At 46.4% G+C, this 18,675-nt stretch carries 21 protein-coding genes and 1 pseudogene; 9 read left to right on the top strand and 13 right to left on the bottom strand.

All coding sequences use genetic code 11. The features are described from left to right. Positions 1-42: 42 nt before the first annotated feature. The 4 genes from BEL04_RS20500 to BEL04_RS20485 are packed head-to-tail and all read left to right on the top strand — an operon-like array spanning position 43 to position 2,339. Positions 43-888 carry a phytoene/squalene synthase family protein gene (locus tag BEL04_RS20500; RefSeq protein ID WP_066007006.1) on the top strand — a complete coding sequence of 282 codons (846 nt, stop codon included), beginning with the start codon at positions 43-45 and terminating at the stop codon, positions 886-888. Then, a complete protein-coding gene (locus BEL04_RS20495) occupies positions 885-1,427 on the top strand; it encodes a hypothetical protein (RefSeq protein WP_066007005.1) in 543 nt (180 codons plus the stop codon). Before BEL04_RS20500 ends, BEL04_RS20495 begins: the two co-directional genes overlap by 4 nt. Continuing rightward, entirely contained in the window at positions 1,424-2,110 is a 687-nt protein-coding gene (locus BEL04_RS20490) for a lycopene cyclase domain-containing protein (RefSeq protein ID WP_066007004.1), read from the top strand. Before BEL04_RS20495 ends, BEL04_RS20490 begins: the two co-directional genes overlap by 4 nt. Beyond that, entirely contained in the window at positions 2,103-2,339 is a 237-nt protein-coding gene (locus BEL04_RS20485) for a cytochrome b5 domain-containing protein (protein WP_066007002.1), read from the top strand. The genes BEL04_RS20490 and BEL04_RS20485 overlap by 8 nt, the downstream gene beginning before the upstream one ends. Here the strand turns inward: BEL04_RS20485 and BEL04_RS20480 are convergent. The 3 genes from BEL04_RS20480 to BEL04_RS20470 form a co-directional block, all read right to left on the bottom strand. Beyond that, complete coding sequence (locus BEL04_RS20480; RefSeq protein ID WP_066007000.1) at positions 2,334-2,765, bottom strand: DUF1801 domain-containing protein; 432 nt, start codon at positions 2,763-2,765, stop codon at positions 2,334-2,336. The genes BEL04_RS20485 and BEL04_RS20480 overlap by 6 nt on opposite strands. A gap of 71 nt (positions 2,766-2,836) precedes the next feature. Beyond that, complete coding sequence (locus BEL04_RS20475) at positions 2,837-3,292, bottom strand: VOC family protein (protein WP_066007322.1); 456 nt, start codon at positions 3,290-3,292, stop codon at positions 2,837-2,839. Between the two features lie 74 nt (positions 3,293-3,366). After that, positions 3,367-3,867, bottom strand: a complete 501-nt coding sequence (locus BEL04_RS20470) for a GNAT family N-acetyltransferase (RefSeq protein ID WP_066006998.1) — start codon at positions 3,865-3,867, stop codon at positions 3,367-3,369. A gap of 76 nt (positions 3,868-3,943) precedes the next feature. Here BEL04_RS20470 and BEL04_RS20465 point away from each other — a divergent pair, with 76 nt between their 5' ends. After that, the gene (locus tag BEL04_RS20465) at positions 3,944-5,011 is read left to right on the top strand and encodes an alpha/beta hydrolase (protein ID WP_066006996.1); all 1,068 of its coding nucleotides are present in this window, start codon (positions 3,944-3,946) and stop codon (positions 5,009-5,011) included. A gap of 256 nt (positions 5,012-5,267) precedes the next feature. Here the strand turns inward: BEL04_RS20465 and BEL04_RS20460 are convergent, their stop codons facing one another. From BEL04_RS20460 to BEL04_RS20450, 3 genes and pseudogenes are all read right to left on the bottom strand, one after another. Further along, positions 5,268-7,751 (bottom strand): hypothetical protein, encoded by a 2,484-nt coding sequence (locus BEL04_RS20460; protein WP_066006994.1) that lies wholly within the window; start codon positions 7,749-7,751, stop codon positions 5,268-5,270. A gap of 72 nt (positions 7,752-7,823) precedes the next feature. Next, complete coding sequence (locus BEL04_RS20455; RefSeq protein ID WP_066006992.1) at positions 7,824-8,114, bottom strand: hypothetical protein; 291 nt, start codon at positions 8,112-8,114, stop codon at positions 7,824-7,826. Between the two features lie 2 nt (positions 8,115-8,116). Further along, positions 8,117-8,380 (bottom strand): annotated as a pseudogene (locus tag BEL04_RS20450) (hypothetical protein); the annotation flags it as partial. A 329-nt stretch (positions 8,381-8,709) separates the two neighbouring features. Between BEL04_RS20450 and BEL04_RS20445 the strand changes: the two are divergent. Next, positions 8,710-9,069: a BlaI/MecI/CopY family transcriptional regulator gene (locus tag BEL04_RS20445; RefSeq protein ID WP_066006990.1), complete on the top strand. Its 360-nt coding sequence runs from the start codon at positions 8,710-8,712 to the stop codon at positions 9,067-9,069. 2 nt (positions 9,070-9,071) lie between these two features. After that, the gene (locus BEL04_RS20440; RefSeq protein ID WP_066006989.1) at positions 9,072-11,042 is read left to right on the top strand and encodes an N-acetylmuramoyl-L-alanine amidase; all 1,971 of its coding nucleotides are present in this window, start codon (positions 9,072-9,074) and stop codon (positions 11,040-11,042) included. 6 nt (positions 11,043-11,048) lie between these two features. Here the strand turns inward: BEL04_RS20440 and BEL04_RS20435 are convergent, their stop codons facing one another. From BEL04_RS20435 to BEL04_RS20420, 4 genes are all read right to left on the bottom strand, one after another. Then, a complete protein-coding gene (locus BEL04_RS20435) occupies positions 11,049-11,456 on the bottom strand; it encodes an HIT family protein (RefSeq protein WP_066006987.1) in 408 nt (135 codons plus the stop codon). Between the two features lie 121 nt (positions 11,457-11,577). Further along, complete coding sequence (gene greA / locus BEL04_RS20430) at positions 11,578-12,051, bottom strand: transcription elongation factor GreA (RefSeq protein WP_066007320.1); 474 nt, start codon at positions 12,049-12,051, stop codon at positions 11,578-11,580. Between the two features lie 164 nt (positions 12,052-12,215). Continuing rightward, positions 12,216-13,145: a 2-hydroxyacid dehydrogenase gene (locus tag BEL04_RS20425; RefSeq protein WP_066006985.1), complete on the bottom strand. Its 930-nt coding sequence runs from the start codon at positions 13,143-13,145 to the stop codon at positions 12,216-12,218. Positions 13,146-13,181: 36 nt separating this feature from the next. Then, entirely contained in the window at positions 13,182-14,486 is a 1,305-nt protein-coding gene (locus tag BEL04_RS20420) for a glycosyltransferase family 39 protein (RefSeq protein ID WP_066006984.1), read from the bottom strand. A gap of 240 nt (positions 14,487-14,726) precedes the next feature. Here BEL04_RS20420 and BEL04_RS20415 point away from each other — a divergent pair, with 240 nt between their 5' ends. Continuing rightward, positions 14,727-15,365, top strand: coding sequence for a hypothetical protein (locus BEL04_RS20415; protein ID WP_066006983.1), 639 nt, complete (start codon positions 14,727-14,729; stop codon positions 15,363-15,365). A 43-nt stretch (positions 15,366-15,408) separates the two neighbouring features. Beyond that, on the top strand, positions 15,409-15,654 hold the full coding sequence (locus BEL04_RS20410) for a hypothetical protein (protein ID WP_066006977.1): 246 nt from the start codon (positions 15,409-15,411) through the stop codon (positions 15,652-15,654). 42 nt (positions 15,655-15,696) lie between these two features. Here the strand turns inward: BEL04_RS20410 and BEL04_RS20405 are convergent, their stop codons facing one another. From BEL04_RS20405 to BEL04_RS20395, 3 genes are all read right to left on the bottom strand, one after another. Next, on the bottom strand, positions 15,697-17,223 hold the full coding sequence (locus tag BEL04_RS20405) for a serine hydrolase (RefSeq protein ID WP_066006976.1): 1,527 nt from the start codon (positions 17,221-17,223) through the stop codon (positions 15,697-15,699). 195 nt (positions 17,224-17,418) lie between these two features. Continuing rightward, complete coding sequence (locus tag BEL04_RS20400; RefSeq protein WP_066007319.1) at positions 17,419-17,922, bottom strand: hypothetical protein; 504 nt, start codon at positions 17,920-17,922, stop codon at positions 17,419-17,421. A gap of 346 nt (positions 17,923-18,268) precedes the next feature. After that, complete coding sequence (locus BEL04_RS20395; protein WP_066006974.1) at positions 18,269-18,661, bottom strand: single-stranded DNA-binding protein; 393 nt, start codon at positions 18,659-18,661, stop codon at positions 18,269-18,271. Positions 18,662-18,675 lie beyond the last annotated feature (14 nt).

The following is an 18,675-nucleotide window of genomic DNA, read 5'->3' as shown; positions in this document are numbered from 1 at the left end:
GGCAAAAAATATGCACAATTTATGGCTAAATTTGTACACAGCATGCCCAATCAAATTGACCTGTTCAACAAAACCTGTTTCGAGTGCAGTAAGCTGATAACCAATAATTACAGCACCTCGTTCAGTTTGGGTATCAAAGCTTTTGATAAACGCTTTCGCGATGCCATTTATGCCATTTACGGCTTTGTACGCTATGCCGATGAAATTGTGGATACCTTTCACGACCAGGATAAAGCAACTTTAATTGCCGGCTTCCGAGAGGCTACTTTCAGTGCAATTCAACAACGCATCAGCCTTAACCCGGTACTGCAGGCTTTCCAGCTCACCGTTCATCGTTACCGGTTAGAGCCCGGCCTGATAGAGGCTTTCCTGCTCTCAATGGAGATGGACCTGGATAAAACCATTTATAATGAAGAAGGTTATCAGCAATATATTTACGGTTCGGCAGAGGTGATCGGATTGATGTGCCTGCGCATTTTTTGCGAGGATGATAAAACCCTGTACAGCGCGCTGATACCTAAAGCACGCAGCCTGGGTTCGGCTTTTCAAAAGATCAACTTTTTGCGCGATATTAAAGCGGATTTCGGGGAGCGTGGCCGGGTATATTTCCCGGGCGTCGATCTGGGCCGCTTTGGCGAAAGCGATAAAAAGATCATCGAGGCCGATATCCAAACCGATCTCGACGATGCTCTTAGCGGCATCAGGCAGTTGCCGGATGGAGCCAAACTTGGTGTTTATATAGCTTACGTTTATTATCTTGAGTTATTTAAAAAGATCAGGCTGACACCAGCCAGCATCGTCCTGCAAAAACGTATCCGCATACCGGATGGGCAAAAAATGGCGCTTTATATAAAAGCCCTGGTACAGCAAAAACTGAATAGGATATGAAGAGGCTTTTATGTTTATTCTTAATTACCGCGTTTGCCGCAGATGCTTACGCCCAGGCTGATTCGCCCGCCGAACTCAAACAGCTGCGCCAAAAAATGGTGCTTGCACTTAACAGCGGCAAAACCACCGATTCGTTATACAACACCCTGGATAAAATGCCCAACAAGCCCCCGGTATATGTGGCCTACCTGGGTATTTTAGATGGGTTAAAGGCCAAACACAGCTGGAACCCCTACAGCAAGCTCAAATATTTAGGTGCTGCCGAAAAAGTTTTAAAACAAGCCGTCGATGCCGACCCGCATAACATCGAGATCCGCTTTTTGCGCTTCTCTATCGAGCATAATGCTCCCGGCTTTTTAGGGTACAATAAAAATCTGACGGCTGATAAGGACGAGATGATCAGGCAGCTTAATGCACAGAATTACGGCACGGCCAACAAGCCGCTTACTATTCAGCTGATCAAGTTTTTGATAGATTCGAAGCAGTGCAGCCCGGCCGAAATTGAAACCTTGCATAAACACTTAGCTGCTATCTCATGAAGTACACTTACCTGCTCATCAACCTTTTAACCATCGTATTCCCGGTGGCGTTATCGTTTGATAAGCGGGTGGCCTTTTATAAAAGCTGGAAGTTCATCTGGCCGGGTATGGCCATCACCGGTTTGTTTTTTTTAGTGTGGGATGTACTGTTTACGCTTAAAGGCGTGTGGAGTTTTAACCCGAAATACATTTTGGGCATCACTGTTTTTCAACTCCCGGTCGAAGAAGTGCTGTTCTTTTTAACCGTGCCTTTTGCCTGCATATTTATTTATGCCTGCCTTAATCATTACCTCAAATACATGCTGAGCGATATGGTATGCGAGGTCATCTCGGGAGCGCTGGGGATATTATCCATACTTATCATCATCTTCGATTATGGCAGGTTATACCCCCTGGTTACTTTCAGCCTGCTGCTGGTGCTGATCATTTTGTTCGAATACGTTTTGCGCCGGCGCTGGCTCAACCGTTTTTACATCATGTACGTAGTAGCGCTCGTACCGTTCTATATGGTTAATGGCGCACTTACCTCAATACCGGTGGTATTATACAGCAAAACCCAAACCCTGGGCAACAGGGTATGGGCCATCCCTTTCGAGGATCATTTTTACCTGATGGCCTTACTGCTAATGAACGTAGGTTTTTTTGAATATTTTAGTAAGAAGGGGGTGGCGAGCGGTGAATGAATTACCGGTATACACCAAAAGCCAGCTGGCCCTGCGCAACGGGCAGGATAAGCCGCAGATATGGGTGGCTTATCTTGGGGTAATTTATGACGTTACCGAAAGCCGCTTATGGCGCAACGGTAAACACTACGAACACTGGGCCGGACAGGATTTGACCGACGAACTGAAAGATGCCCCGCATACCGAAGGCGTCTTCGAAAAATTTACAGCGGTTGGCCGCTTATTATGATCCGCTCGTAGCCTCAACCCCGTACCGTATCGCTGCTTCCAGGATATCAATATGGATATCTTTTAGTGTTTTGAATTTAATGCAATACCCAGTTACGCTTGCCTTGCCTATTTTTTCGCCGTATGCCCGGGCTAAGTATTTCTTATCTTTCAGACCAATGATATAGACCGAGATGCCACTTGTGTTTGGGCTGATGCCAATTTGATAGAACTCCCTGGTTTTTCCGCCGGCATATTTCATGGTTTGAAACCCGTACCCGATATCAGGATTAGTAACAGCTTTACCGCTATCGTCTTTACCGTCCAGGAACCATAATTTACAGTTTGGCAATACCTGTAGTATATGCTGGTGCAATTCCTGCAATTCGCTGCGCTTTGGCTCGGGTTGGCTAACAATAAACGCTTTGATCTGTTCTTGTACGTCCATATCAAATATTGATTATTTTGCTTCGTAAGGGCTATAGTTATTATTCAACTTTCAAACTTCGGCAGCAGCTGTTATTTCCCTGCCGCTTCAAGAGTGGCGATATCCAGTTTGCCCATCTGCATCATGGCATTCATTGCCTTTTGCGCTTTGGCGGGATCGGGATTGTGCAGCAGTTCGCCCAGGTTGGCAGGTATGATCTGCCACGAAAGGCCAAACTTATCCTTCAGCCAGCCGCAACGCGATTCGCTGCCGCCATTTGCAGTCAGTTTTTCCCAGTAGTAGTCTATTTCCTGCTGATCCTGGCAATTTACATAAAAAGATACGGCCTCGGTAAATTTAAACATCGGGCCGCCGTTCAGCGCCATAAATTCCTGTCCCTCCAGTTCGAAGGTTGCCGAAAACGCTTTGTCCATACCCGGCATATGGTTAATGTTGTGCACTTTGGAATTTTTAAATACCGAAGTATACAGTTCAATGGCTTCTTCAATATTATTGTCGAACCATAAAAACGGGGTTATCTTTTGCATAGCTTTCATGTTTAAATTGGTTTAAGCAAATATAAGGGTAACGCCGCTGTAGCCGTACGGTGTAAACCCGGCATTTAACGGGGGGTATTGCGTCGGGCTGAAATAACTTGGATATTATCCCAAAATATCCAATGCTCATTTAAATATTGTCCAAAATATTTTAAATAAAAGGCCTGGTATGGGTTGTTCAGTGCAACGCCGACACATAGACTATTGACTTTGTTTTGCACCAGCCATTCGACCAGTTTATTAAGCAAAGCATAACCAATACCTTTTCTTTGGTGATCTTTTAAAATATAAAAATTTTGAATTTCTGCGTCCTTACCGAACCGGGTAGTCAAATGTCCGGCTATAAAACCAATTATCCGGCCATCTTCAACCGCTTTTAAGACTATACGCTCGGGTTTTGAGGTAGCGGGCGACCCGGCTGCGAAATACGTTTGCCAGCGAAAACGTCTTATCGCAGGGTCGACATCGACTGCACCTATACATTCGGGTATAGATTCTTGTTTCGACCTTATTTCAACCATCGTTAGCTCATCTATATCCCCGGTATTTGCAATTTCAATCAGCATGCCTTAATAATCAATTGAATAACCAATATTTGTATTGATAAAAGTACTGCTTTTACACACTAATAAACCTATATCAATGTTCAATAAAAACCATTTGCTTTGCGCGGTAAGCGCCTTGTTAGTATGCCTAAGTGCCCTTGCCCAAACCGAAAGCTATCCGCCGCCGGCACAGGTCGCGGCCGATTTCCGCAAGATACTTGAGCGGCCGCATGCCGATCCCAAGCCTTCATTCCAGGTCACTAAGACCGACTCGGTAATTATTGAGCATGGTTATATCTACAGCGAGGCGGATGAAAAAGTACCGATGCTGATCTATAAACCCGCTAATACAAAAGGCAAACTGCCTGCCGTTATCTTTCTACATGGTACCGGCGGTAAAAAAGATGAGGCGCGTATCAAAAGCATACTTTACCGGTTAACCAGGCGCGGCATGATTGGTGTAGCCATCGATGCGCGCTTCCACGGCGAGCGCATCGTCGGCGGTGCGCATGGCTCTAAAGAATATGTAGAAGCTGTAACCCGGGCCTGGGAGAATACCGATAAGGCCCATCAAACGCATCCCTTTTTGTGGGATACCAGTTATGACCTGTGGCAGGTAACCGATTACCTGTGCACCCGGCCTGATGTTGATACCAGCCGTTTAGGCATGGGCGGTATATCCATGGGCGGTATCGAAACCTGGATGGCGGCCTCGGCCGATCCGCGGATTAAAGTTGCCGTGCCCGATATCGCCGTACAGAGTTTCAAATGGTCGTTAGAGCACGACAGGTGGCAGGGCCGGGTTGGCACCGTCAAAGGAGCACATGAACAAGCCGCTAAAGATCTGGGCGATACCGCCATCAACCAGCATAACATTAAAGCCGTTTGGGATAAGTTATTGCCCGGCATTACCGGCGAGTTTGATTGCCCCTCGATGATCCGCCTTTTTGCGCCCAGGCCATTACTCATCCTAAGTACCGAGAATGATGGCAATAATCCATTGCCCGGCGCTCAAATCGCTTTCGCATCAGCGCAAGCTGCCTATGGCACAGCCAACGCCGATAAACTAAAAATAGATGTTGCACCAAAGCTGGGGCACACCACTCCCGAGTACCACGTGCAAATGGCGCTGGATTGGTTTGAGAGGTGGTTGGCGAAGAAATAAAAGTCATTCATTTTATCCGAATGAAGCGTTAGGGATGGCAGCGCCTGCCTGCCGGCAGGCAGGGATACCGGCCAGTGGCTAATGCCTGTGTAGTATGAGCGCCCGCCTGCCGGACGGGCAGGGAAAGCCCGGCCCGCAGGGAAACGCCCCTATTTAAACTAAGAGAGCTAAAAGCATTTATAAAGTTACTCCAACGCTAACAAAAAAGCCTTTGCCGTTAAACAGCAAAGGCTTTTTTATATCAGAGGTGAAATCTTTATGCTTTCGCTGCAGGTTTCACACTTTTCTTCTTATTCTCTGCAAAGAAAGCACCGCCCAATGCGAGTACCAGCAACACCGAACCTGCCAGCGAAATTTTCTCGCCGGTATAGTACGATGCCGGGTGGAAGATAAATTCGATCTTGTGGTTACCTACCGGTATCTGCGCAGCGCGCAATAAATAATCGGCGCGGAAGTATGGTTTTTCAACGCCATCAATCAGCATTTTCCAGCCTTCCTTGTAATACACTTCCGAGAATACAGCTATCTGTGGTGTTACCGAGCCGCTTTGATAGATCATATGGTCGGGGTTATAGCTTACCAGTTTAATGCTGCCCATGGTATCTATGGCGGTTTGCTTATCCTCGATCATGCTTTTATATTGTTTGTCGACGATGGCTTCCTGTTTAGGGTTAAAGCTGCTGATAGCCTGCATTTCGGCATCGGCGTTATCGGCAAATTTCACACTTTTTACAAACCAGGCGTTGCCGCATGCGGTTGGGTTGGCATGCATAGTTTGGGCCTGTGTTTTCGGGTCGGCAGTAATAATGTATTTGGTGTTCAGCATATCCAGCACATCCTGGTTAATGCTTCCGCTGAATTGTTTTTCCTGCACCTCGTCAAAACGTTTCAATTTAGCGGCATGATAACCGCCTATCGATTTGTAGAAGAACGATGGGTTCGAGTCGGTAAACGGAGATCCGGAGGTCATATCGAACACCCGGTAGTCCGGGTCCGGGTCACGCAAGATCAGCTTGTCCACTTCGCGCGGCTGTGGCTGCTGCATATCTTCTTTGGCTACAAAGCTATCCTCTTTTACATAGCGTTTATCAACCATCCACAGGTCGGCAAGTACCAAGGCCAGTAAACCAATGGATAACACGGTAATATTCAGTTTTTGTTTAATAAACGCCCAAACAATACCAAAGGTTAACACCACGAATATTAACGACCGTAAAGCATCGGCACGGGCCAGCGAAATCCTGTCCTGCACCAAACCGTTCATTACTGCACTGGCCATTGCACCGTCGCCCTTAAAAGCCTGTGTTAAGCCATCTACAATACTTTGGTGGTTGCTTGCTCTGAATGACAGGAACAGATCGGGCATGGCAGCCAAAATCAAACACAGGCCACCGGTAATATAAAAAGCAATATATACCTTTTTCAGGATAGCCGCCCTGTCGGTTGTATCGATGATCTCGCGCACGGCCATGAACGCCAGCAGCGGGAAGCACAAAGTGGCTACAGTAAGTATAGACTCGACCGTACGGAACTTGTTGTACAGCGGGAAATAGTTAAAGAAAATATCGGATACATATGGCCAGTTTTTGCCGAACGAAAGCAGCATGACCAGTAATACCGTGCCTGCAAGCCACCACTTCAGCCGGTCTTTAACAATCAATAAACCAGCTATAAATAAAAAGCAGATGGCCGCCCCAAAATACCACGGGCCGCCGGTAAATTGTTTTTCGCCCCAGTAAACAGACAGCGATTGCTGTACAAAACCCATGGCCTGGTTAGCATCAACACCTTTATCGGTCAGCGCTTTTACCGCTTTCGAATCCTGATCAAGGGTAGTGCTGTAGCCTCCGCCGTAAAGGTTGGGCACCAAAAAAGTTAAACTTTCGCTTACGCCCTCGCTCCAGGCATAGGCATAATCCCGGTTTAAGCCATTATCGGGTTCGGGATTGGCGGTAGCATGATTAGTCAGATTTGACTTGCCGCGGTTACTTTCCTTACCATACTCATACGTACTCCACAGCATCGAGGCGTTTACCGCGATAGCCAGTACAGTGGCCACAGCCAGGTAAGCGATAGCTGTAAAAAAGCTTTTGGTGGTTTTATTTTTAATGGCATGGTAAAGCTCAACGCCTACCAGTATAATGATACCCAACAACAGGTAATAGGTCATTTGGATGTGGTTGGCCCTAAGCTCCATAGCCAGGAACAAGGCCGTTAACGAACCGCCCACCCAATACCGGCCGCGTAGTGTGAGTATGATGCCTGCCAGTATCGGCGCAAAAAAAGCAATAGCAAATTCCTGGTTGGCATGCCCTGCCCCTAAATAAATAACATTATAAGACGAGAATGCAAAAGCTATGGCGCCTGCGGCGGCTAGCCATGGCCTGATTTTTAAAACACAGAACAACAGGTACGAGCCGAACAACAACAGCAACACGGTATCGATAGGTACCGGGAAAATTGCTTTCAGGGCTTTGATCACATAAGTGGTAACGTTATTGCTGTAAGGTACCCAGATTTGATAGGTTGGCATACCGCCAAATAACTGGTTCGTCCAAAGTATGGTTGTGTCTTTAGCCTTATAGTCGTTAACCTCTTTAGCCATGGCGGTGGCGTGCAATACGTCGCCCTGGTTAAGTACCTTGCCCTGGAAAGCGGGCGTAAAATAAAAGAACGCCAGTACAAAAAAAAGCGCTCCGATGGCTAAGTGAATGCCATTCTGTTTAAACCAATTGTTCATTCAATTTTGAAATATGATCTTCAAAAATAGAAATTTAGGCGGGAAAAGAAAGATTTAATTAATGGCGGCGGTTTAACAATGCTGCGCGCCGCTGCGCAAGGCAAAAAACAGCAGCACCAGGCCTGCTAAACTCACTATGTAGGCAATGACTTTTGGCCTATCGTACTCTTCGCGTTCGCGGCGGATCTTGTAAAAATTATAGGCGGCGAGTAGGCCCGTCGTTACCCAGAAGTAGGGGCTTATTTGGGTGCATTGGGCAAAAAACTGCATAGCCAATACCAGCACCACATAATTGGTAATCATGAGGAAGAAGGATTGCGGCGTACCGTAGTGCCTGCGTTTATATACTTCTTCGGGCAGCATGGCTATTTTATTTCTTCGTAATCGATAAAGTCGCCTTCCGAATCGGGTATCTGGCTTTTTACTTTCGGGGCATAATCAACCCGTACACGGCCGTCGGCAGGGCGGCTGTTGCTTTGCTGCCTGAAGTGTTGCTGACCTTGCTGTTGTGCCTTGCTTACCAGCCTTTGCAGTAACATGCGTGTAACTATGCGGAACAGCAGCGGCACCACATACAATATCAACCCCGCTATAATAATGAAATCAATAATTTCCATTGCCCTCAAATAAAATACAAACTTAAATAAAAATTAACTTATCCTGTAAAAGGGTAACCTGCTTAAACTTAATAAGCTAAGTAACGCTAAAAAGTTTGTTTATGATGGAATTTGAATGAATAATGTTACTGCCGACCGGTGATAATGAAGATAGCCTGACAATTGCCCGATACCTCTCTGGACGAAGATAGTTTTTTGTTAATAGCCTGTAATCAAATAAAGGGCAATCAATTAAAAATAAACTAATTGATAATGAGCTGGTTATAATTTAAAACTGAAAAATAAGTTAAATAACTGTAAAAGCAGTTTTAAAACTGAAAAATAAGTTTTAAGTTTGGATTATGGAAGAATTAACCAAAACCGAAGAACGCATTATGCAGATATTGTGGGATCTGCAATCGGCATTTGTTAAAGATATTATCGATAAGCTGCCTGATGAACCTAAGCCGCCATACAATACCATTTCGTCGGTAGTGCGCCTGCTCGAAAAGAAAGGTTATGTAGGATATAAAGCCTATGGCAAAACCTACGAATACTTTCCGCTCATCAACAAAGCCGATTATCGCAGGCACTCGTTCGGTAAATTCTTCAACGAGTATTTCGACGGCTCGGCGCAAAGCCTGCTCTCGTTTATGGTAAAAGAAGAAAACCTGAGCGAGGCCGATATCAACAGCATTAAAAACCTGATCAACAAGCAATAATTATGGAACTTTTCACCTACCTGATCAAAGTAACCGGCTGCACAGCGGCTTTTTACGTTGTGTATCACCTGTTATTCCGAAAGCTTACTTTTTTCACTTTAAACAGGTGGTATTTGTTATCGGCCTTAGCGATCAGCCTGTTGATACCATTGGCGCACATCGATATCAAAACCACTTTACCCGCACCTGCCCGGGTTAAGCCGGCGGTGGTAAATACTACCGAAGCTAACACGGCACAAGGCAGCATCGCCCCGGTTGCCGTCACCCGTCAGCAACAACCTGCCGACTGGTTTTTGATAGCCAACACAGCCTATTGTACAATTGCGGGTTTGTTGTTATTAAAACTTTTGATCGCATTGGGTAAGATACTTTACAAAGGCATAAAATACGGCAAGCGCGAAAACGGGTATAGCCTGGTAAGCGGGCATTCGCCAAACAACTCCTCCTTTTTTAACTATATATTTTTGGACAGCAACGGCCTTGACAGCAGCGAGCTGAAGCAGGTAATTACGCACGAACTGGTACACGCCCGGCTAATGCATTCGGCCGATAATTTATTTACCGAACTACTAAAAGCGATATTATGGTTTAACCCGTTTGTGTACCTGTTTTCTAAAGCGTTGCACCAATCGCACGAGTTTGAGGTCGACAGGCACCTGGCATTGCAATATAATTCGAAAAGCTATGCAAGTTTGCTGCTCAAGCTATCAAACCCGGCACGGGTGGGCATCAGCAACCAGTTTAGCGCTTATGGTTTAAAAACACGCATACAAATGCTTTTCGGCAAACAATCCGCGGCAGCTAAAAAATTGGGGTACCTGTTGGCCGTACCATTAATGGCAATGCTGGTTTACTTTTTAGCAGTGGAGCATGTTTACGCTTTCGCGGATGACACCTACGAGGGTAAAGATTTTGTGTTAGTGTTAGATGCCGGGCACGGCGGCAACAGTGGTGCCCGGGTAGGTAAGGTTTTAGAGAGCGATATAGCCCTCGCTATGGTGAAACAAATTAAAACCATCGCCGAACAGCGCGGCATTAAAACCCTGCTAACCCGTACCGACAACACTGATGTGCCTTTAGCCGCTCGGGCAAGCCTGCAGGGCGATGCTTTTGTATCGATACATGTAAACAGCGTAAGCGGAAAGCCGGCAACGCCTGCAACCGGTATGGAGGTAATCACCGACAGGCTAAATACAAAACCCGAAACACAAAAACTGGCCGCGGCTTTGATTCGCGAAATGCAGAAGTTAAATGGCATTACCATGAGCAGCCAGGTTTACCGGCAGGGTATAACCGTATTGCGCGACAATAAGGCCCCGGCTGTTTTGCTTGAACTGGGTTACCTTACCAATACAAACGACTTAAAGTACATTGCCGATCCACAAAACCAGCATACCATTGCCGGACGGTTTGTTGATGCGATAATTGCTTATCAAAATGCTATCCGGACAAAAATAAGCGAAAAAGCAAGCCTGAATCCAGGCACTTTGCCAGCTCATGCTAAAGCTGGTTTTATGAACAACCTAAAATCCGCTGTCATTAGAGCAATAAGCGATACAGCCATTAAAGGCAAAGGCGTAAAAACAGGTGTTAACGACACAGTGGCAAAATCGCCAAAGGGCCATATCAGCAAACTTGCCATGTCGTATATGAATGACGGGATGAACGAAACGAAAGATAATTTATACAACGAGTTTAAAACCGCACGATTAAAATTCGAAAGTGTAAGGATGGACCCTAACAGTAAAGATTTACACCTTTACGATGGCGAGCTGGTGACAGACAAATACGATATTAAGGCCAGGAATATTACCTATAGTTTAACCGATAGCCTGATATCGGCAAACGGTAACGTTAGGGTTAAAATGAACGACAGTAAAAAAGCCGGGCAGGCGCCTACGGTAATTGATACCGATTCGCTGACCGTCGACCTGAGGAACCACCCCTACAGGCCAGCCATCAACCGGCACTGACCGCTTTCAGCCTTCGGTGGTACGCAGCGCAGCTTTTATTTTTTCGGCCGTAGCCGAAAACTCTTCCGGGGTAAATTTTAGCTTGGGTTTGGTAAAGTTCATATCGTTTACCCCGTTAATAGGGATAAGGTGTATATGCGCATGCGGCACTTCGAGGCCGATCACGGTAACGCCGATACGCTTGCAGGGCAATACTTTTTTCATGCCGGTGGCGACTATCTTGGCGAATATCTGTAAACCGGTATAGGTTTCATCATCCAGGTCAAAAAGCTCATCAACTTCCTTTTTCGGTATCACCAGCACATGGCCCTCGGCCAACGGGTTAATATCCAGAAAAGCCAGAAACCCGGTGGTTTCGGCAACCTTATAGGCCGGTATTTCACCCGCCACTATTTTTGAGAAGATTGACGCCATTGGATGACAACTTATTTTTAGATGTCATCTCGAACGATAGTGAGGGATCTTCTTCGACATGCCGGTAAGCACCTGTTAAAGGGTTTCTCCCTATCGCTCGAAATGACAATTTGGTTAGTAACTATCTGCTGATCTCTAATATCTCAAATTCAATTTTCCCGGCCGGAACGGTGATCTCGGTTTTTTCGCCTACTTTTTTGCCCAGGAGGCCTTTAGCGATAGGCGATGTTACCGATATCTTACCGGCTTTCATGTCAGCTTCGCTTTCGGATACCAATTGGTAGCTCATGGTAGCGCCGTTCTTTAAGTTTTTGATCTTCACAAACGAAAGAGCCAAAACCTTCGATGTATCCAGTTTCGAATCATCCAGCAAACGCGCGCCTGATAAGGCCTCTTCCAACTTGGCTATTTTTGCTTCGTGGTGGCCTTGCGCATCTTTTGCGGCATCGTATTCGGCGTTTTCAGATAAATCGCCCTTGTCGCGGGCCTCGGCAATAGCTTTTGCTATCTGCGCGCGCCCCTCAGTTTTTAAATATTGAAGTTCGTCTTTTAGTTTTTGTAATCCTTCTTTGGTGTAATATGCAACCTCTGCCATAACGCACTGATTATTATAAAATTTATTCTTTAAAGCTTTTAAAAAAAATTGCCCTCCCGTTTTTGAGAAGGACATCAACTGGTTATTAAAAACAAACAAGACTATACGGGCCTCAAGGCCTACATAGTCTTGTTCAATGTAAAACGAAGATAAAGGATTTAAGTTTACATTTCCAAATCTTTTAATTTCCCGGCCATCACCTCGCTTATTTTACGGTACGATTCAAAGGTCCAGCCGGCCACATGGGGGCTTAGCATTACTTTGCCGTTTTGTTTTAACTCCTCAAACCAGGCCTGTTCTCCCAATGCAGGGAATTTTTCCACCTCCAGCACATCCAAACAAGCGCCCAATATTTTGCCCTGTTTTATCGCATTTAAAACCGCCTGTGTTTTTACCACCTTACCACGCGAAGTATTGATCAGAAATATCGGCTTGCGGAAGTGGAACAGGTATTCATCGTCGACCAGGCCGTTGGTTTCGTTGGTTAAAGGCACATGCAGGCTTAAAATATCGCAGCGCTTCACCATCTCTTCCATGGCTACTTCGCTGGCGTACTTGTCGCTAAAACCTGTTTTATATTTATCGTAGGCAATAACCGTAACGCCAAAACCGGCCAGCTTGCGCGCAAAGCTTTGCCCCATAAAGCCATAACCGATAATGCCAACGGTGCGGCCTTTCAGTTCGTAGCCCCGGTTGCCCTCGCGATCCCAAACGCCGCTGCGCACCTGCCTGTCGGCACGGTCCAGGTTATTCATCAAACTTAACAGCATACCCACGGCGTGTTCGCCTACGGCATCCATATTGCCCTCGGGCGCGTTGATGAGCTGTATGCCCTTTTGCAGGGCGTAAGCTTCGTCGATATTATCCATCCCGGCGCCGGCTCGGCAGATAAAGCGCAGGTTTACCGCCGTATCCAAAAAGGCTTTATCGACCTGGAATTTCGACCGCACGGCCAGGCCCTGGTAGTTATTGATCACAGCCAGTGTATCGGCTAACGTATAATCGGGATGATAGTTGCAGGCGAACCCCTGTGCTTCGGCCAGCTCCATAAACGCCGGGTGCAGGTCGTCCACAATTAAGATGTTCTTTTTCATTGTCGGGTGCAAAGATACAGATATCGGCAAATATGGTTAGGCCGGTTGGTTTTCGCTTAGCCCGCTGCTGCCCTTAAATTTTATATTTACCCGGTTAAGCCGCTGCGCCAGGTAGCCAAACCACACAAACAGCACCGGCACCACTACATCCAGCTGCCGCGGGTAGGCGCTCAGCACGGTGCTCAGCAACAGGTAAATTGCCGTGGCAAACAATAAAAACTTAATGCCAAAAGCAATGCTGCGCCAGTTGAGCAGGCTGATGATGATGGCGATGATGCCCGCCCATACAATGGAAGAGCCGATAACGATACTGCGCCCTATGCCCGCATCCTGGAAAGAATAGGAATATGGAAAGTTGAACAGCATCCGCGAGATGTTATTGATACAGTTTTTGATAAACTTTACCGGGTGCTGTTTGATGTTTTGAATGGCGAGCTCTTTATACCGGTCGTCCTGCGCGATGTAGTTGGTCTGCTTTTTAATAAAAGCCATATCTTTTGCGTGGTGCACTTTTAAAAGCGAATCGGCTTCGGCCGATTTATATGATCGCGGGTATTGAGTGTTCGAGAGGTCGGGCACTTTCCAGTCGCCGTATTCATCGTCGTAGGGCGTGCTCATCCAGTACAAACTCATCCCGCCCGAATTGCCCCAGTAAAACAACCTGCCGGTTATGTGCCAGGTATAAAACAAATAAGGCAGGGTAATTACAAAAGCAATCCCGAATATTTTAATGCTTTTGGCATACACCGCCCGTTTTTTCCAAACAAAAGCAAAGGCGAGCACTATGGTGCAAATGATGATGACATAACCAAAAATAATTTTGGTAAGCACCAGGTAACCGAATATCAAGCCGGCAATGAGGTCGTAATTTTTCTTGCCGGCAACGTAATACATCAGCGTGGTATAAATAAACATGGATACCAGCAGCGTGGTAAAAGTTTCGGTATAGACGAGGGCCAGCATAGCCAGTGCATTAGGGTAAATGGCCAGTAACACGCACAGTGTGAGCGCAATTGCAGGTTTGCAAACCAGGCACAGCGAGCGGTATAAAAACACCACCGCCAGGTACAGGAAAGGCGCGTTCATCAGCGCCTGGTACAAAGGCGAAATATGCCACCAGGCAAATGGTGTTAATATGAGCGGGTAACCCGGGCCGTTCCACAGGTTAACAAAAGGCCACGGGGGTGAGTAAAAGCCATGGATCAGGTGATCGGCGAAGTTTATGTAGCGCAGCTCGTCGCCATGCATGCCGTGCTGCCTGTTATGCAAGATAATATATACATAATAAAGCAGGAACGGCAAAAAGGTTAAAAACGGGTTACGGGTTAGTTTTGTGAGCATATTGATCTGGCAGGCAATAAATATATCATTTTATACGCAATTACGCAGGGTGCAGGTTCGGCAGGCAACATTCGCGGTTTGGCGGCGAAGTTTTGCCTAAAGCATTTAAATTGACCCTGAGAAGGCGACGACCTGGTTTAAGGGAGGGCGATAGCGAGGCTGTGTTAGCCGATCTATACCAGTTGGCACTCACCGGCATTGAATAAAAATGCATATATTGATGGCAAAAACTTAAACTAAATGGGCCTGTTCGATTTTCTGAGAAAGCGTAAGAATTACGATTTACCGACCAGCTATCAGGACTTTATCACCCAAGAGGAATATAACCTTATAATAAATATTATACTTAAATACCACTCCGAAAAAGGCTTCCGTGTTTTGAGGACAGGTGATGGTGAAATCGTAGTTGATATAAACGCTGAAGAGCAACGCTACTATCTGGACAATTTGGTTAGAACCCTGTCATCAAATGATAAAACTTTTTGGAAACAACTCGTCACTGAACATTTTGACAAGCTTAAGGTAAATAAACCCGCTTACGATTACTTTTTTAAGGATTTTGAATATGCCTCACAATATTTAAGAGCCATAATAAAACACGAGGACTACCTTGGTAACCTCGAACTTAATGTAGATGACTTTATTTATCGTGTCGATTTTCCTTTCACTAAAAGCTTTTTGATTTTTGATTTTGATAATAAATTCACCTATATTAAGCATACAGACGTTGCTGAGTGGAATGAAAGCACCGAGACTCTTTTCGAGATTGCCATCTCAAATACGCCCAGTGATGAGATAACTATAGAACAATATGAATTTAGAGATAAGTTTGATGTTTTTTTGTTTCTAAGCGGCGATTATTCCTACGCTGACACTTGATTTAAAAAACAGGGCTGATTTTTGTATTGGTTTTTATGGCAGCATGATTGCGATCCCAACAAAGGGGACAGCTTACGTTCACCCGATAGAAACCCCTGATGTTTTAGAGCTGATCAAAGATATCGATCCATCGGTGTTGACGTTCTTCAACGAAGATACGGGCAGCATCACAACAAATTATTATTGGGCATATAACGATCATTTCGAGGTTTTCCCTAAAGACAGCGATGGTACTTTTCATCTGCCCGACGGTCTAATAAAAATATTGAGCGATTCAGAAGATCAGTAGTTAGCGACTATCAACCCCAAACCCGGGTTGCGAAATCAAAACTCACTGCACTTTCTTAAACTCGTATGGCGTATACTCAATAAAGTCGGCCACTTTTACCCGGGCGCTTATTACTTTGCCGTTCGCCACGGTGAATGGGAACACGGCACGGCCGAACTCCGGGTCGCTGAAGGTGACGTAAAAGCGGTTGCCGCCGATGGGGCGCATCAGGGCGTACATTTTTGGGTGGTGCTCAAAACGGATCTGCAGTTCGCCGTTCTCGCCGCCCTGGTCTATCGTCATATTACCATACAGATCGCTGGTGTACTTGCCGGTATATGCCGAAACGGGCAGGGCAGGCTGCAGGTGTAAAGCGGCCGAGTCGGCCAGTTTTTTATCGGCCTGCTGCTCTTTAAGCGCGCGGGTTTTATATTGGGTAAGGTATTTATCGCTGTAATCGCGGAAAGGTTTTTTCATGTATACGTCGACGATCTCATCGCGCAGAGCTTCGATCACGTTGTTCTGATCGGTATTGGTGAGGATGACGATGCCTAAGTTCTGATCGGGCACGAGCGTTACCGATGATACGTAGCCGTTAACGCCGCCGGTATGAAAAACCTCGCGGTGGCCGTTATAGTCTTTCAGGAACCATCCTAATCCATAAAACTCGCTGTTGCCGGCACCGTTGTCGAAAACGATATCCTGCGCCTGGCGCGGTTCGAGCACGGCCGATTCGGGGATGAACTGCCGCGGGCCAACCTTGCCGTTGTTGAGCAGCGCCATTACCCATTTGCTCATGTCGTTCACATTCGAGCTGATGCTGCCGGCTGGGGCCAAGTTATCTATCTGGCAAAAGGGTATGGCGATCAAACGTCCGTCGACAATGGTATGTGGTGCGGCTTTGTTATATGCCCCGGGCAGATCTTTGCTCAACGCCAGCGTGCTGCCCATGCCCAGCGGGGCAAAAATACGGTCCTTTACGGTCGACTCCCAGGAGCGGTCGGTAGCAGCGGTGATGATCTGCCCGGCGGTTAAAAATGCGGCGTTGGTATAACCCCATTTGCTGCGGAAGGAGTACAGCGCTTTTACATGCGCCATCTTTTCGATCACCTGTTCGCGGGTAAGGTTGCTGGTCCAGTAAGTAAAATCGCCCTGAAAAGTGCCGAAACCGAGGCGGTGGCAAAGCAGGTCGCGCACGGTAACCAGTTCGGTAGCGGCATTGCTCTCGAGTTTAAAAGCGGGCATATATTTGGTTACCTTATCATCCAGCGAAAGCTTATGTTCGCTCTCTAAAATGCACAGGGCAGTAGCGGTAAAAGCTTTGGTATTGCTGCCTATCATAAACAAGGTGTTCTGGTCAATCTTGTTGTTCAGGCCAAGCTCCTTTACGCCGTAGCCTTTCATCAGCACAATCTTATTATCCTTTACCACGCAAACGGCGGCGCCTGGTATGCGCCAGTTGGTCAATGCCCGGCTGATGTAGGTATCGATACTATCCTTAAAAAAATGATCGCGGTTGGCATTCTGTGCAAAAAGCCCGGGAGAAAAGAATAGCAAATAAAGTAAGATGAGCTTAGCGCGATTTTTCATCGGAGACAAATATAATAATGGAAAAAGTACGTACTGGTTATACAAACGCGAACCGTAAATGGTTCTGCATCCTAAAATAATAATTCGGTTAATAAAACAACGGTTATGTTTAAAATTTGACGCAATGACCGGATATATAGTGCACAAAAAAGCCCTCCCTGTTATGGGAGGGCCTCAATATCCCGTAACGTTTTTTTAGTGATGACCGTTATCGTGGTGGTCGTCGTGGCCACGTCCGTTATCGTGATGGTCGTCGTGCCTGCGGCCGTTATCATGACGGTCGTCGCGGTCATTGTCCCTTCTGTATTTAGGATCGTGGCTATCGCGGATAACAGGCTGCCCGCGATGGCCCCTGTATTGTGCATAGCGCGTACGGTAAACATTATCGCGCAGGTATGGTGCAGGTTCGTTGATAACTACCTTATAGCCGCTGTACAGGTCGAAATTGTGATAACGGGGAGGCAAAACGGTAGTGCGAACCCAGGTGTTGCCGTTCGGATAAACATATTGTGCATGCGGTACATCATAATAAACACCGATATCGGGCATATAATAGTATTCGGCATGGTCGTACCCTACCGGGCCCCAATCGGGCTGTGAGCCTATATTAAGGTTAAGACTGATCCTCAATTGTGCCTTTGCGGGGCCGAAAGACAGTACGGCTAATAACATAGCGGCACTTAACATTAGTTTTTTCATGGTTTGTATGAGTTGTATACTTATTGAACAACCATAGGTACCAATGGTTTGTTTCATTACCTGTAACAAGTTCCTCACAAAAGCCGGATTTGCTTTATGGTAGGTAAGCGGTAGTTGCCATAAACCAAAAACAAAATAATGAAAGAGAGAATATAGGCTGACAGCCCTGCCGATGTTTCGTCAGCGCTGTTTACAAGCTGCCCGATCGAATACCGGGAGCGCCATCGTAAAGTTGCAGAAGACGATCACCACCACGATCACGATGGCCGCAATCACATTAAATACTAAAACCATTACCATAGATGGAAGTTGTACGGTTAAGTACAACCTCCCTTGTTTCCGGCAGTTACACTGCCTCGCCCGGATTGAAACCCTCACCTGTGTCTGGCGGGGTGTTCTCCTCAAAATCGGTTTTGCGGCCAAGCATGGTAAAGTTTTCGGCTACGACCTCGGTAGTATACTTTTTGTTGCCATCCTTATCCTCGAACGACCGCGTCCTTAATTTGCCTTCGATGTAAACCAGTTTGCCTTTCTGCAAAAATTTGGCAGCCACATCCGCAAGGCCGCGCCACATTACGATGTTGTGCCACTCGGTTTGTTCAACTTTTCGGCCATCCTTGCTAAACGTTTCGGATGTTGCCAGGGGAAAACTCACTACCGAGACGCCACCTTCAAGATACCGGATATCGGGGTTTTTACCCAGATGGCCTACCAGTATCACTTTGTTAATTCCAGACATACTTAAATTAGGGC

The sequence above is a fragment of the Mucilaginibacter sp. PPCGB 2223 genome, assembly GCF_001705515.1.
Classification (GTDB): domain Bacteria; phylum Bacteroidota; class Bacteroidia; order Sphingobacteriales; family Sphingobacteriaceae; genus Mucilaginibacter.
Note: the sequence above shows the minus strand (reverse complement) of the source record. Positions and strands in the feature narration are given on the sequence as shown.